Source organism: Listeria grandensis, from assembly GCF_014322885.1.
Taxonomy (GTDB): domain Bacteria; phylum Bacillota; class Bacilli; order Lactobacillales; family Listeriaceae; genus Listeria_A; species Listeria_A grandensis.
Genome location: NZ_JAASUG010000004.1, coordinates 223,019 through 238,034, shown reverse-complemented (window position 1 = coordinate 238,034; position 15,016 = coordinate 223,019). Strand labels below are relative to the sequence as shown.

At 39.3% G+C, this 15,016-nt stretch carries 9 protein-coding genes and 1 other annotated feature (1 of these 10 only partly in view); of the genes, 8 read left to right on the top strand and 1 reads right to left on the bottom strand.

The features are described from left to right. The first annotated feature begins 118 nt into the window (after nucleotides 1-118). Entirely contained in the window at nucleotides 119-2,407 is a 2,289-nt protein-coding gene (locus HCJ54_RS07660; RefSeq protein WP_187137212.1) for a DNA translocase FtsK, read from the top strand. A 291-nt stretch (nucleotides 2,408-2,698) separates the two neighbouring features. Further along, on the top strand, nucleotides 2,699-4,036 hold the full coding sequence (gene murC, locus HCJ54_RS07655) for a UDP-N-acetylmuramate--L-alanine ligase (RefSeq protein WP_187137211.1): 1,338 nt from the start codon (nucleotides 2,699-2,701) through the stop codon (nucleotides 4,034-4,036). A gap of 135 nt (nucleotides 4,037-4,171) precedes the next feature. Here the strand turns inward: murC and HCJ54_RS07650 are convergent, their stop codons facing one another. After that, a complete protein-coding gene (locus HCJ54_RS07650) occupies nucleotides 4,172-5,284 on the bottom strand; it encodes an aminopeptidase (RefSeq protein WP_187137210.1) in 1,113 nt (370 codons plus the stop codon). Between the two features lie 261 nt (nucleotides 5,285-5,545). Here HCJ54_RS07650 and HCJ54_RS07645 point away from each other — a divergent pair, with 261 nt between their 5' ends. The 6 genes from HCJ54_RS07645 (at nucleotide 5,546) to ccpA (ending at nucleotide 14,780) form a co-directional block, all read left to right on the top strand. After that, nucleotides 5,546-6,004 (top strand): DUF948 domain-containing protein, encoded by a 459-nt coding sequence (locus HCJ54_RS07645; protein WP_185409230.1) that lies wholly within the window; start codon nucleotides 5,546-5,548, stop codon nucleotides 6,002-6,004. A 23-nt stretch (nucleotides 6,005-6,027) separates the two neighbouring features. Beyond that, a complete protein-coding gene (locus HCJ54_RS07640) occupies nucleotides 6,028-6,555 on the top strand; it encodes a YtxH domain-containing protein (RefSeq protein WP_187137209.1) in 528 nt (175 codons plus the stop codon). A 235-nt stretch (nucleotides 6,556-6,790) separates the two neighbouring features. Further along, nucleotides 6,791-9,289: a putative mucin/carbohydrate-binding domain-containing protein gene (locus HCJ54_RS07635; RefSeq protein WP_187137208.1), complete on the top strand. Its 2,499-nt coding sequence runs from the start codon at nucleotides 6,791-6,793 to the stop codon at nucleotides 9,287-9,289. Between the two features lie 369 nt (nucleotides 9,290-9,658). Continuing rightward, on the top strand, nucleotides 9,659-12,169 hold the full coding sequence (locus tag HCJ54_RS07630; protein ID WP_187137207.1) for a putative mucin/carbohydrate-binding domain-containing protein: 2,511 nt from the start codon (nucleotides 9,659-9,661) through the stop codon (nucleotides 12,167-12,169). Between the two features lie 223 nt (nucleotides 12,170-12,392). After that, entirely contained in the window at nucleotides 12,393-13,478 is a 1,086-nt protein-coding gene (locus HCJ54_RS07625) for a bifunctional 3-deoxy-7-phosphoheptulonate synthase/chorismate mutase (RefSeq protein ID WP_187137206.1), read from the top strand. 303 nt (nucleotides 13,479-13,781) lie between these two features. Continuing rightward, nucleotides 13,782-14,780 carry a catabolite control protein A gene (gene ccpA, locus HCJ54_RS07620; protein WP_187137205.1) on the top strand — a complete coding sequence of 333 codons (999 nt, stop codon included), beginning with the start codon at nucleotides 13,782-13,784 and terminating at the stop codon, nucleotides 14,778-14,780. A gap of 104 nt (nucleotides 14,781-14,884) precedes the next feature. Continuing rightward, nucleotides 14,885-15,016: a binding site (T-box leader), on the top strand; it runs 76 nt beyond the window's last position.

Sequence of the window (15,016 nt, the reverse complement as noted above, 5' to 3'; positions counted from 1 at the left end):
ATCTACGAGGCTTTTTAGAGTTGAATCGAGGTTGCAGAACTTTCATGATAGCTTTATCTAAATTTCTCTGTTAGAATCAGTTTAAGAAACGGAAAAAAACAAATAGGTAGTGATATAAATGGGATGGTTTAAAGAGTTTTTCTTTGCCGATCGAAACGAAGAATATGAAGAAGTAGTGGCTAAGCCTAAAAAAGAGGCAGAACAAGCGCCACCAGTTCAAATAGTACCAGCTAAAGTTGAAAAAATAAGACCAGCGATACGTCAGAAGCATCAATCAGCAAAGCAACAGCGCGAAGTCCATGCTAAAGTTGTATATCAATATCCAAAAGGTGAGTTTCGCTTTCCGTTAATTCCAGATGGGCATCGACCGAGCACGGAGAAAGAAGTAGCGTTACATATAGAACAACAAGCAGTTTCATCAAGTATCACAAGAGCGATTCCGAATGGTACACCAAAAATCGAGAAGAAACGTCCGTTCAGGCCGACCGATGTGCCTTCTCCTGTGTTTGCCTTCCAAAAAAGACCAAGTCGTTTTGAGTTTGATATCACAAAAGACCAAGAATCGAGTGAAATTATTCCGGAAATAGTAGAAGCTGTAGCGGAACCTGCGCCAATCATGGGCATAGAAGAGGTTTGGGGTGATGACGCATCATCGGTAGCCGATGCCGCATTAGAGGCCGAAGAAAAGGTTGCGATTCCAGGGCAAATTCAGGAAGAAGTGTTGGCAGAGTCGATTGCTGAAGAAGTCGAAGCTCCGCCAGAACCGATCATAGAACAAAAACCAGTGGAGCAACGCATCGATCTTATTCATGAGGCTCCGCAACCAGAAAAAGTAGTAAAGTCTGAAGAAACACCGCCAAAAACCAGAATTCCTTTCAACGTGATGATGGTGAATCAAGATAAGCAGCATGTGGAGAAAAAAAGCAAGCCAGAGCCGGAAGTTGGAATAAAACCAGTTTTCCCTACAGAATCGCGCCTAAAAGAAGAGGCGAGCGGTTATTATTTCCCGTCGCTAAATCTACTGAAACCACCTGTTTTCGAAAATGAAGACGAAGAGTGGCTAGCATTTCAAGAAGAACTTTTAAACGAAACGCTTTCGAATTTCAATGTTTCCGCAAGCGTCGTGAATGTTACGCAAGGTCCTGCCGTTACGCGTTTTGAAGTTCAGCCTGAAAAAGGTGTGAAGGTAAGCAAAATCACGAATTTGACCGATGATATCAAGTTGAGCCTTGCTGCAAAAGACATTCGGATGGAGGCGCCAATTCCTGGAAAGAGCACCATTGGAATCGAAATTCCGAATGAAACGAGCCGTCCTGTGATGCTTTCGGAGATTATGAATAGCCAAGCTTTTCAGTCGAGCAAATCGCCGTTGACCGCAGCGCTTGGTCTCGATATTTCAGGCATGCCAATCGTTACTGATTTGCAAACCATGCCGCATGGTTTAATTGCAGGGGCTACCGGATCAGGGAAGAGTGTGTGCATCAATTCCCTACTCATTAGTCTGCTCTATAAAGCCACGCCAGACGAATTGAAATTACTACTTATCGATCCAAAAATGGTTGAATTAGCACCGTACAATCGCATTCCACACCTTGTTAGCCCTGTTATTACAGATGCGAAGGCGGCAACCGCAGCGCTTAAATGGGCGGTAGAAGAGATGGAACGCCGTTATCAACTCTTTTCGCATGCTGGCGTTCGAAATATGGAGAAATTTAATGAATACTCTTCGCACCCAGAGCACTCAGGTGAAAAATTGCCATATATTTTAATCATTATCGATGAATTAGCCGATTTGATGATGGTCGCTCCAAACGACGTAGAAGAAGCGATCAGTCGTATTGCTCAAAAAGCAAGGGCGTGTGGTATTCATATGATTGTAGCGACGCAGAGGCCATCTGTGGACGTTATTACGGGCCTTATTAAGGCGAACATACCGACACGGGTTTCGTTCTCTGTTTCTTCGCAAATCGATTCCAGAACAATCATCGATACAGCAGGGGCGGAGAAACTTCTCGGAAAAGGGGATATGCTCTTCTTACCTAGTGGTTCCTCTAAACCAGTTCGCTTACAGGGGACTTATGTTGGTGATCAAGAAATCGATGCTGTTATTGCTCATGTGCGGAATCAAGCCGAACCAAACTATCTTTTCAAGCAAGAAGAGTTGCTAGAACGTGAGGTTGCCAAAGAAGAAGAGGATGATCTTTTTGATGAAGCTTGTGATTTTGTACTCGCTCAGAATGGAGCTTCCACCTCTTTGCTTCAACGCCATTTCCGCATTGGCTATAACCGTGCTGCAAGATTGATGGAGGCGCTAGAGAAACACAGTATTGTCTCAGAAACGAACGGTTCAAGGCCGCGGGATGTTATTATCACAAAAGAACAATTAGAAAAGATACGTGATAATTAATACATCCATAGTTCTATTAGCGTATAAAAGCGTACTTTATAAAGCGCAAAAACGCAAAAATATAAGTCCTTGGATATAAATTTCCCACAAGGATTTCTTAATGGGCGAGAAAGTGCTATAATTGCTTAGTGAGAGTTTTCATGCGAAACGACTAACAGCAAACACACATACACGTAAAGTAACAAGAAGATGTCTAGAAATAATAAAAATAATGAAAATGCTATTTAAAATAAGCAACACACTATTTTTTAGGCTACCTCTTCAAAGATTAAAATTCTGGGGGTTCAATTAATGACGACGTATCATTTTGTTGGGATTAAAGGGTCAGGTATGAGTGCACTGGCTCAAATTATGTTTGATAAAGGCTTCTGCGTGCAAGGAAGCGATGTAGAGAAGTATTTTTTTACACAGAAATCATTGGAAGAAGACGGTATTGAAATTTTGCCATTCTCTGAAGACAATATTCATGAAGGGTTAACAATTATTGCGGGTAATGCGTTCAAAGACGACCATCCTGAGATTAAGAAAGCAATGGACATGGATTTACCAGTTATTCGCTATCATAAATTTTTGGGACAACTTATTGAAGGCTATACAAGTGTTGCTATTACTGGATCGCACGGTAAAACATCGACGACTGGTCTTCTTTCGCATGTGTTAGAAGAGTTGCGCCCAACCTCGTATTTAATTGGTGATGGGACTGGGAAGGGTAACCCAGATGCTGAGTATTTTGCTTTAGAGGCTTGTGAATATCAACGCCATTTCTTAGCTTACTCGCCAACCTATGCGATTATGACGAACATTGATTGGGATCATCCAGACTATTTTAAGAGCGAGGATGACGTATTTAGTGCGTTTGAATCATTTGGTAAACAAGTGAAAAAGGCTGTTTTTGCGTTGGGCGATGATACACAATTGCGCCGCTTAAAACTAGAAGTTCCCGTTATTTACTTCGGTTTTGAAGAGGGGAATGAGTTTCAAGCTAAAAATATTGTGAAAGAAACGACCGGCTCCACATTTGATGTGTATCATAACGGTGAGTTCCATGGAACATTCGTGATTCCGACGTATGGCGATCACAACGTGCTCAATGCGCTGAGCGTTATCGCGCTTTGTCATTATGAAAAAATCGGAACTGCTGATGTAGCAAAAGAATTGCGTACATTTGAAGGTGTGAAGCGTCGTTTCAGTATCACGGAGAGACAGAACCAAGTATTGGTGGACGATTATGCACACCACCCTTCTGAAATTCGGGCTACTGTCAATGCGGCTCGTCAAAAATATCCAGATCGTCCAATTGTAGCGGTATTTCAACCGCACACATTTACACGGACACAAGCATTTCTACAAGGTTTTGCAGATAGTTTGAATCTAGCGGACGAAGTGTATCTATGCGATATATTCGGTTCAGCGCGTGAAAATCGTGGCACGTTAACGATTCAAGATCTAGCCGCAAAAACGAAAGGCAACCATGTGATTCAAGAGCAGAATACAGAAAGTCTATTAGCTTACGATAATGCTGTGATTTTATTCATGGGAGCAGGAGATGTTCAAAAATTCCAAGCAGCATACGAAGGGATTCTTGACGCGGGTGTGAAATTTATAGAAGAAAAGCGAGCAGTAAATTAAGCATCTCATTTGAGAGTTGTATGTCAGTGAAATCCTGATGTACAGCTCTTTTTTGATGCGCTATTCTGGAGATAAGCCTAATAGTGCATAAAAAGAAGGAATCCGGCAAAATGGGATTCCTTCTTTATTGTGTTATTAAATGAGGTTCTCTGGATTCAATTTCTCTAACTCTGGAATGACGAAGCGGCCATCTTTACGAATGAGGACATCATCAAAGTAAATCTCGCCACCACCGTATTCAGGACGCTGAATGTTCACCAAATCCCAATGAATCGCGGAATGATTGCCATTTGGTGCTTCATCATAACTTTGGCCTGGCGTGAAATGGAAGCTACCTTCAATTTTTTCATCAAAAAGAATATCTTGCATCGGTTCGTGAATGAATGGATTAACACCAATCGCGAATTCGCCGATAAAACGAGCGCCATCATCTGTATCCAAAATTTTGTTAATACGCTCCGTATCATTCGCTGTAGCCTTCACAATTTTTCCGTTCTCAAAAGTAAAGGAAACGTTTTCGAAAACAAAACCTTGATAAGGAGAAGGTGTGTTATACGTAATTGTACCATTCACAGAATCGCGCACAGGAGCCGTGTATACCTCGCCGTCAGGAATATTCAACTCACCAGCACATTTGATAGCAGGAATATCTTTGATTGAAAAACGCAGGTCTGTGCCTTGTCCAACAAGACGAACGCGATCAGTTTGGTTCATCAATGTTACGAGGCTTTCCATCGCTTCTCCCATTTTACTATAATCAAGATTGCAAACTTGGAAGTAGAAATCTTCAAACCCGGCGGTGCTCATTTTAGATAATTGTGCCATGGACGCGCTTGGGTAACGTAACACAACCCATTTTGTTTGTTTAACACGAATACTCGTATGCATTTTCCCAACTGTTTCGCCGTTAATTTTCATTTTTTCGGCAGGGACGTCCGATAATTCATTAATATTATCACCAGCACGCAGGCCGATATATGCATCCATCTCTTTCATGACGTTTCCTTCAAACTCAGCGATTTTAGCATATTGCTCCGGGCTTGCACCAAGCATCATTTCACGGTCAATCTGTGGCTCTTTCAAAGATACGAATGGGAATCCGCCGGCTTTATAGGCTTCCGCAATGAGTGAGGTCACCAATTCTTTTTGTAAACCAAAGTTTTCAATAAGTACTTTCTCACCAGGTTGTAAGCGTACAGAGTAGTTAATTAAATTATGAGCTAATTTTTCAATACGTGGATCTTTCAAGCATATCACTCCATTTCATTTTTTCCACCGTTTTGCGGCACCTCTACAGTTTACTCCAATTCCACAAAATATGCTTCCAAAAAGAATTTATTTCGCCGCTTTCTGTACACTAAAAATACGATCTATCGGCAAGCCATGGTATTTTACTTCCCTTTTACGCATAATATTGCTAAAATGAAGACAGCCCGTTCTTTAGAAATGGTCGTTTTACATAGACACATTGGGGGTAAAGTGCTAGATATACGTGGAGGTGTGGAGAAGGTGGAAATAATTTTATACATTGCGGCTTTGGTGGCTGCAATCGCGCTACTTGTTATTGCTGTTTATCTTGGGATGACGCTCAAATCGACATCTAAGACAATGGATGAGGTAGCTAAATCGCTTGAACAAATGACTGGTGAGGTCAAGGGGATCACAGACCAAGCCGAGAAATTGATGGAAAAGACGAACAATCTTCTCGAAGATATCAATGGAAAAGTGGCGAAAGTGGATCCAGTATTTGATGCGGTTGGAGATATCGGCGTATCACTTCTTGGGCTCAGCCAATCGGTTCGCGAGCTAGCGACACTTGCGACCAACAAAGTACAGACGAACGAGAAAAAAATCGTGCAAGCAGTATCCTTTAGCAATTCGATTCTAGCTTTCCGTGATAAAATGAAGGCGAACAAAGTAGCCAAACAAGCAGCGAGTGAAGCAAACGAAGAAACAATCAACCTATAAAAACAAGTATGGAGGGAATATATATGTCTGAAAGAGATGGTATTAACGTAAAAGATTTTCTAATCGGTGGTTTAATCGGTGGTATCGTAGGTTCTGTAACAGCGCTACTTCTAGCTCCTAAATCAGGTAAGGAATTACGCGGTGACTTGAACGAACATGTAGACGTTTTAAAAGAAAAAGGTACACAATGGAAAGATGTTGCCTACGAAAAAGGAATCGAAATTGGCAATGTAGCCAAAGAAAAACGTGATTCTATTATGGATTCTACAGCAGGATTCGTCGATGTTGTGAAAGATAAGTCAGGTCAACTTTATGAAACAGTTTCTAAACAAACGAAGTCTGTGAAGGAAACTGCTGTTGCCGGTGTTGAAGCAACGAAACAAGCAGCACAAAAAGCCAGTGAAACCTTCAAATCAGAAGCAAAAGATGCGGAGTCTGAGATTAAACAAGCCGCTGATAAATCAAAAGAAGAAGTGAAAGATGCTTCGAAAACAGCGAAAGATAAGACAGAAAAAATTGTAGACGATGCGAAAAAAGAACTGAAAAAATAAGGATGAATCATAAATAGCGAAGGGCTATAGATCATGTTTCTATACATGGTTTATAGCCCTTTTTGCGGTTTCAATATAAATAATTTATAAATGTCACAAAAAATTCACATAAATAGATATTTATGGCGTATTTTTGTATAAAAACGTATTTATTAATAATATTTAAAATGATAAACTGAATTTGTATGTATTACTCAATGAGAATACATACAAAAAAATTAAAAGGGGTTTTGAGATGAAAAAGTTAAAAATGGCGGTATTCCTAGTAATTTTATTAGCGATTACCTGTGTCAGCTTTTCCATGCAAGCAAATGCTGACGAAATCAAGACGATGAAGTTATACAAATTGGAGAATCCAACATGGCTTCATAATGCAGGAGTAAATAAAGGAATTGGGCATGACAAACAAGATTTAGGTATTATTTTGCCCGCCAATGTAGAGTTAGAAATTCGTCAGACGAATCCTAAATTTACAGGGAATCTAACAATGGAACTTTTAAATGATGATTCCCAAAAAGAAAAGAATGTTTCCATCACGTCCACATGGACAAAAGTAAGTCACACGTACACAACGGTTCCTATGATCGATACGACATTCGGTTCGGAGGCACCAATTATCGAGTTCAAATTAACGAATAACATGAAAGTCTTGCCTATCTACATGCAAGGCGATATCGAAGCTGACTTTTTTAAAGAATGGGATAGTACAGATGCTGAATTCGGATTTGTCAAATCAAGATATTTTCAAATGCTAGTTCCAAAAAAAGATAAAGCCTATATGAAAAATATGAGAGACTTTAAATCGATAGATGCACTTTGTAATTATTACACAAGCATCTTTGAAACATATAATAAACTGGATGGGCTATCCTTTACGCCAGAGAATCCTACCGATAAAAATATTCCCAACAAGTACTTCATCAAGGCAAATGCACATGGTGGAGGCGCGGCTTATTATGGCGGAAGTCACACAGCTCAAACTGGTGATACTCTAGCAGCGTTTTACCTATCTACAGGGTGGGGCGGTTTACATGAAATTGGGCATGGTTACCAAGGTGCCTTTATGTCGGATCCTTCCTTTGGTGTAGGCGAAGTATGGAACAATATCTACGCTGCAACTTTTGAAAGAAATTATTTCGGTGCAGATCTTGCTACAAAGGGAACACTGTATGGAAATGGTAGCAAAGAAGCGCGAGAAAAACTGTTAAATGATGAGTGGAAAGTAAAAGGAATACCGATGAACAGTTGGAATGGAGCAAGTAAAGAGAGAATCTTACTTACGTTCCAAGCAAAGGCTGGAGACAAAGCGTTCACAACCTTCAACCAAGAATATCGCAAAATTGCAAACGAACCAGGATTTGTACCAGCTAATCATTATTTGCTAGATTTAATTTCCAAATATTACGGACAAGCAAGTGGTTTTGACTTTACGCCAGTAATTGAATCAGCGAGCGGAGTGATGTCGAAAGAGCAAAAAGAAGAAAATCGTCTAAATGGTTATCAAGCAGTTGCGCCACTTGTAGACGTTGTACCAGCATCTAAGGTGAAAGAAATTCAAGCTAAATTAGGATTAGAGTCGTACCTGTCATTAGTCGACACAACACAATTGCAAGTTAGTGGCTTGTCTGGAACAGCGAAAATCCACCTAAATATTGATGATATCACACAATTAAAAGATCAGTATTTAACAATTAAAAACGGCAAAGAAGAAGTGAAAAAAGTATTGATAACTGATCAAGATGTAGCGCTTGGAACTTTACCAAATGGTATCTACACAATCGATGCTCCAACAGGTAATACCGTAAAATACTCACTTGATACGCATTACTTAAATGTAAAAGAAGCAACAAATGAATGCACTATCAATTACACACCGAAAAAAGAAAGTTCTTTAGCAAGCCAGACAATCCGCTTTTTAGGAATAGCTGACTGGCAATTCTCTGCGGCTAAAGTAGATTTAGAGAAGGGTAAACTGTTTGTTAATACGAATTCTAATAAACCACACGATTATTTCGAGAGTAACGTTTATGCAAAATTAGAAGTATTAGATACAGATGGAACGATCGTTTATACGAAATCCATGACTGGGAAGAATACAGTTGTAGATAAAGCAGAGGTAGATATTAAAGAAGGCTACAAACTGCGTATTTATCATGCAGAGCCAGGGCGTTTAAAAGTAGATGATTCCAAAATTGTGGATACCAAAAACCAAACCAACGTATTTACAATCACAAGAACAGGATTAATCAATGATACGCTTAAAAATAATCCTGATGACTTTCTTATAACGAAAATCAAGGAAGAAGCATCAAAAATCGAAGCCAATTCATTACTGAAAAATGCGGTGAATTCAGAAGTTCGAGATGATATCTGGGTTGCAATCCAACTACTATCCGAACCAGCTAAGACACAATTATTGGAAGAGTACGCAGATTTATTTCCAGAAATGGTAGCAATGGAAGAGCCGTACCTTAGCATTTCAATCACAGCACCGTCTAAGCTAAGTTTGGCCAAAGATAGTTTTTCAGGGAAATATGGTGCAGATATTGTTGCTGTCAAACTTCTTGCGGAAGGAAGAATAGTACAAGTGGCTACTTTGAATCCGATCAATCATACGTATACGTTCAGTGACCTCATAAGCAAGCGAATTCGTTTTACGGATACAGTGAGTATCATTGGCTATGATGCAAGAGGTTCAGAAATGCATCAAGTAGAAATAGACATAACGAAGTAAGAATGTAAGAAGAGGATAGGACTTAAGTGGATATGAATATATTCCTAAATGTCCTATCTTTTTCATTGTATGTATAGGGGCGAAAGAAGAGCATAAGCGGAAACGGCTAATTGAAAGCGGAATACATTAATCAGGAATATAGGCTACACTCCCATTTGGGAAGAATTGAAACATCAGTGAACATTATGTCTCGCTGTTTTTCCATTTTTACATAAATAATTTATAAATGTCACAAAATGTTCACAAAAATAGTTTATTTATGAAACTTTTTGCCTTAAAAAGTATTTATTAATAACATTTAAAGTGATAAACTGGGTTTGTATGCGCTATCCAATAAATGCATACAAAAAAATTAAAAGGGGTTTTGAGATGAAAAAGTTAAAAATGGCGGTATTCCTAGTAATTCTACTAGCGATTACCTGTGTCAGCTTTTCAATGCAAGCGAATGCTGACGAAATCAAGACGATGAAGTTATACAAGCTAGAGAATCCAACATGGCTGAATAATGCGGGATTGGGGAAAGGGATTGGACACGATAAGCAAGATCTCGGAATTATTTTACCAGCCAATGTGGAGTTAGAGATTCGCCAAGTAAATCCAAAGTTTACAGAGAACCTAGGAATGGCACTCTTAAACGACGATTCAAGAACAGAAAAAAATGTTTCCATCACATCTTCTTGGACTAAAGTAAGCCATACGTTTACAACAGTTCCATTTATTTACACAACATTCGGGAGTGAAGCACCCATTATCGAATTTAAGCTAACGAATGCGATGAAAGCTTTGCCAAACTACATGCAAGGCGATGCTGAAGCAGACTTTTTTAAAGACTGGGATAGCACAGACGCGGAATTTGCTCTTATAAAATCAAGGTACTTCCAAATTTTGGTGCCTGAAAAAGATAAGGCCTATATGAAAAAGATGCCTCATTTTAAAACGATTTCTGAGTTATGCGATTATTACACTCATGCATTTGAGAAGTATAATGAATTAGCTGGCTTATCATTCACACCAGAAAATCCTACAGATAAAAATATTCCTAACAAGTATTTCATGAAAGCTGATAAAAGTAGTGTTGGTAGTAACTATGCTTATTATGGAGGAAGTCATACAGCCGCTTCTGGTGACACTGTAGAGCCATTTTTATCAACTAGTTTGCTTGCTTTACATGAAATAGGTCACGGATATCAAGGCGCTTTTAATGATGGGTCGTTCACTACTAATGAAGTCTGGAATATGCTATACGCATGGACTTATAATAATAGTGTTTGGAAAAAGGATACATCAGAAGCAGGGATAGCTGCTGCTAAAAGTGCGCAGAAATTTAAGGATGACACAATGGATGAATGGTGGCATACTACGGATAAGAAACCAGTGAACGATTGGGGCGACTATCCTAAGCAAGAATATTTATTGTTATTCCTTGAAAAATCTGGGGATAAAGGCTTAACAACGTTTAACCAAGAATATCGTAAACTAGCTAATACAAAGGGTTTTGTAGCTAACGAGCATTATTTGCTGGATTTAGTTTCCAAATATTTTGGACAGGCTAGCGGCTTTGATTTCACACCAGTTATTCAGACATCAGGGGGAGTCATGTCAAAAGTACAGCAAGAAGAAAACCGTGCGAAGGGCTATACCGCAGTTGCACCGTTGGTAGAACTTGTGCCTGCATCTAAACTTGAGACTATTCAAAATCTTTTAGGCTTGAAATCGTATCTTAACTTTGTAGATACAGAACAATTAGCAAAAAGTGGTCTATCAGGAACAGCTACAATTCATCTAGATATTGATGATTTAGCACAAGTAAAAGGTCAATACTTAACGATCAAGAACGGGAAAAAGGAAGTTAAGAAAGTAGAAATAACAGGGAAAGATATTTCGCTGGGGACATTACCTAATGGCATATACACAATCGATGCGCCAACAGGTAAAACGGCGAAATATAGCTTAGATAATTACTATCTACGTGTAAAAGAGACGACAAATGAATGTACGATCAAATATACACCGAAAACTATGGGATCTATAGTAAATCAAACAATTCAGTTCTTAGGAATAGGGGATGGGCAGTTTTCTTCTGCTACGGTAAAGTTAGATCAAGGTAAGTTAGCTGTCACTACTAACTCTACTACACCTCATGATTATTTTGCAGATGTTGTTTATGCTAAATTAGAAGTGTTAGATACGAATGGTGCAGTTGTGTATACGAAATCAATGACTGGTAAGAATAATGTTGTTGATAAAGCTGAAATAGATATCAAAGCAGGATATAAATTACGGATCTATCATGCAGAACCAGGTCGTTTAAAAGTAAATGGCGCAAACATTGTTGATACATCAAAACAAATAAATACATTTATCATAACAAACAAGGGCTTGGTAAATGAGTCACTTAAAAATAATCCTGAAGAGAATCTCATTACAAAAATCAATGAAGAAGCAGCAAAAATCCAAGCTAATACGTCCATAGCGAATGCTGCAAATTCAGAGATGAAAGATGATGTATGGCTTGCAATTCAACAGTTATCCGAACCAACTAAGACACAATTATTGGAAAAGTATGCCGAGTTAATCCCAGAAATAGAAGTAGCAGAAGAGATGGAAGAGCCATACCTTAGCATTTCAATCACAGCACCGTCTAAGCTAAGTTTGGCCAAAGATAGTTTTTCAGGGAAATATGGTGCAGATATTGTTGCTGTCAAACTTCTTGCGGAAGGAAGAATAGTACAAGTGGCTACTTTGAATCCAATCAATCATACGTATACATTCAGTGACCTCATAAGCAAGCGAATTCGTTTTACGGATACAGTGAGCATCATTGGCTACGATGCAAGAGGTTCAGAAATGCATCAGTTAGAACTAGAAATCACGCAATAAGAACGGGAAAACATGTAGTGGCAAATCTGCTACATGTTTTTTGTGCTGTATAAAAATAAGCTTGCAATTAGGGGGGAGTAATGTTAGTATTATATTATTAACTTTAACACTTAAAAGCGCTTAAGTGAGAAAGTGGCATGGTGACAAATTATTATTTTTCATCTATAATGAAAAGATATACATTACAAAGACATGCAGAGAAATTGGAGAGGTGGCAAAGAACATGGGAAACCCAAATTTAGAAGAATTACGCGCACAAGTCGATAGCTTAAATATTGAGGTGCTGGAGGCAATTAACAAACGAGCAAACCTAGTACAAGAAATCGGCAAAATCAAAGGTATGCAAGGCGTGATTCGCTTTGACCCAGTCCGTGAGCGTCAAATGCTAAATGCGATTACAGATGCGAATAAAGGTCCTTTTGAAGATGGCACGATTGAGAAATTATTTAAAGAAATTTTTAAAGCTGGTTTAGAGTTGCAAGAAGACGACAACTCGAAGGCTTTACTTGTTTCACGCAAAAATAAGAAAGAGGATACAATCGTGAATGTGAATGGCGTCCCAATCGGAAATGGCGTTCCAACATTCGTATTTGGCCCTTGTTCCGTAGAATCCTATGAGCAAGTTGCAACAGTGGCAGGTGCTGTGCGTGATAAGGGGTTGAAACTACTGCGCGGTGGTGCATTTAAACCGCGTACAAGTCCATACGATTTCCAAGGTCTTGGTCTGGAAGGTTTACAAATCCTAAAACGTGTAGCAGATGAGTTCGGTCTTGGCGTTATTAGCGAAATTGTAACACCTCGCGACATTGAAGCGGCTTTAGATCATATCGATGTGATCCAAATCGGTGCGCGTAACATGCAAAACTTCGAACTTTTAAAAGCGGTCGGTCAAGTAGATAAGCCAATCCTATTAAAGCGTGGACTATCAGCAACAATTGAAGAGTTTGTTGGCGCTGCGGAATATATCATGGCGCAAGGGAACGATCAGATCATTCTTTGTGAACGTGGCATCCGTACGTACGAAAAAGCAACACGTAATACATTAGATATTTCTGCTGTACCAATTCTAAAACAAGAAACGCATTTGCCAGTAATGGTTGACGTAACACATTCTACAGGTCGTAAAGATCTATTACTCCCATGTGCAAAAGCGGCGCTCGCAATTGGCGCAGATGGTGTGATGGCAGAGGTGCATCCAGATCCAGCGGTAGCGTTATCTGATTCGGCACAACAAATGGACTTGAAAGAATTTGATGCTTTCTGGGAAGCGATTTTGAAATCAAAATTAGTTCCTGAAAATATCCAATAATCCTATTTAAAAAGTGGCTAGGAAATCATTTCCTAGCCACTTTTTCATGTACATAAACTTAGCGAGGACAGCGGCTATTAAAGTGATTTGACGCCTGCTATCACGCGCTTTCATGTATCTTTAAACGTAGAAATTCAAATAAAACGCTTTCTTCTGAATTTTTAGTAATGTAAATAATAAGTGAAAACAATTGCATAACGAAAAAAACTATCGTATTATTAAGTGTAGGCAAGGTTGTTTCCGTTTACAATGGTTACATATGGCTAACCGTTAAAATAAATTAATTTTTGGAGAGTGAAATAAATGAATGTAACAATTTATGATGTGGCGCGTGAAGCGAATGTTTCAATGGCGACGGTTTCTCGTGTTGTCAATGGCAACCCGAATGTTAAGCCAATTACTAGAAAGAAAGTGTTAGATGTCATTAAACAGTTAGGGTATCGTCCAAATGCAGTGGCTAGAGGGCTAGCGAGCAAGAAAACGACGACAGTTGGTGTGATGATTCCGGATATTTCGAATGTATTTTATGCGGAGTTGGCGCGTGGGATTGAAGATATTGCGACGATGTACAAGTACAATATCATTTTGAGTAATTCAGATGAGAACGAAGATAAGGAACTGCAAGTGTTGAATACTTTGCTTGGTAAACAAGTAGATGGAATTATTTATATGGGTGAACGTATTTCAGAGCAGTTGCAAGAAGAATTCGATCGTTCGCCGGCCCCAGTTGTTTTGGCAGGTTCGGTTGATGCGGCGAATAAAATTGCATCGGTGAACATTGATTATAAACAAGCAAGCTATGAGGCTGTATCTCGTTTCACGAAGAATGGTCGCAAGAAAATCGCGTTTATTAGTGGTTCATTAGATGAGCCTGTGAATAGTGAATTGAAATTAGGCGGGTACCGTGAGGCGCTAAAAGAGGCGAAGATTAAATTTAACGAAGATTACGTGTTGGAAGCCTCTTACAATTATGAATCAGGTGTGAAAGCTTGGGCGCAGCTAAATTCGCTTAAAGCAACACCGGATGCGATTTATATAGCAGATGACGAGCTTGCGATGGGGGTTCTAAATGCGGCGCTTGATGCTGGTGTGAGAGTGCCAGAAGAGCTTGAAATCGTCACGTCGAACAATACGAAATTAACATTGATGGCGCGTCCACAGTTATCAACGGTTGTTCAGCCTCTGTACGATATTGGTGCGGTTGCTATGCGTTTATTAACGAAATTGATGGCTAATGAAGAAGTAGAAGAAAAAACAGTCATTTTACCACATAGCGAAAAAATGCGCGGAACAACGCGTTAAATTTCTTTAAGCTGGGCGGGTCTAGGTTTAGATGTGCTCGGTTTTTTATGTGTGCCTTGACATTTTTTTGAGGCTATGTTAAAAATAGAGATACAACAACATATCGAAAAGCTATGAACGGACGAAGTAGTCGCTTATCCCTGTTTTAAAAAGAGAGCTGGTGGGAGCTGTGAACCAGTACAAATAAGTGTGATGAATTACATCCCGGAGCGTATTTGCATTTGCAAACGGTTTTT

What these genes read in the sequence shown, in the direction of transcription:
- HCJ54_RS07660 (WP_187137212.1), top strand. Translation starts at nt 119, where the DNA reads ATGGGATGGTTTAAAGAGTTTTTCTTTGCCGATCGAAACGAAGAATAT.
- murC (WP_187137211.1), top strand. Translation starts at nt 2,699, where the DNA reads ATGACGACGTATCATTTTGTTGGGATTAAAGGGTCAGGTATGAGTGCA.
- HCJ54_RS07640 (WP_187137209.1), top strand. Translation starts at nt 6,028, where the DNA reads ATGTCTGAAAGAGATGGTATTAACGTAAAAGATTTTCTAATCGGTGGT.
- HCJ54_RS07635 (WP_187137208.1), top strand. Translation starts at nt 6,791, where the DNA reads ATGAAAAAGTTAAAAATGGCGGTATTCCTAGTAATTTTATTAGCGATT.
- HCJ54_RS07630 (WP_187137207.1), top strand. Translation starts at nt 9,659, where the DNA reads ATGAAAAAGTTAAAAATGGCGGTATTCCTAGTAATTCTACTAGCGATT.
- HCJ54_RS07625 (WP_187137206.1), top strand. Translation starts at nt 12,393, where the DNA reads ATGGGAAACCCAAATTTAGAAGAATTACGCGCACAAGTCGATAGCTTA.
- ccpA (WP_187137205.1), top strand. Translation starts at nt 13,782, where the DNA reads ATGAATGTAACAATTTATGATGTGGCGCGTGAAGCGAATGTTTCAATG.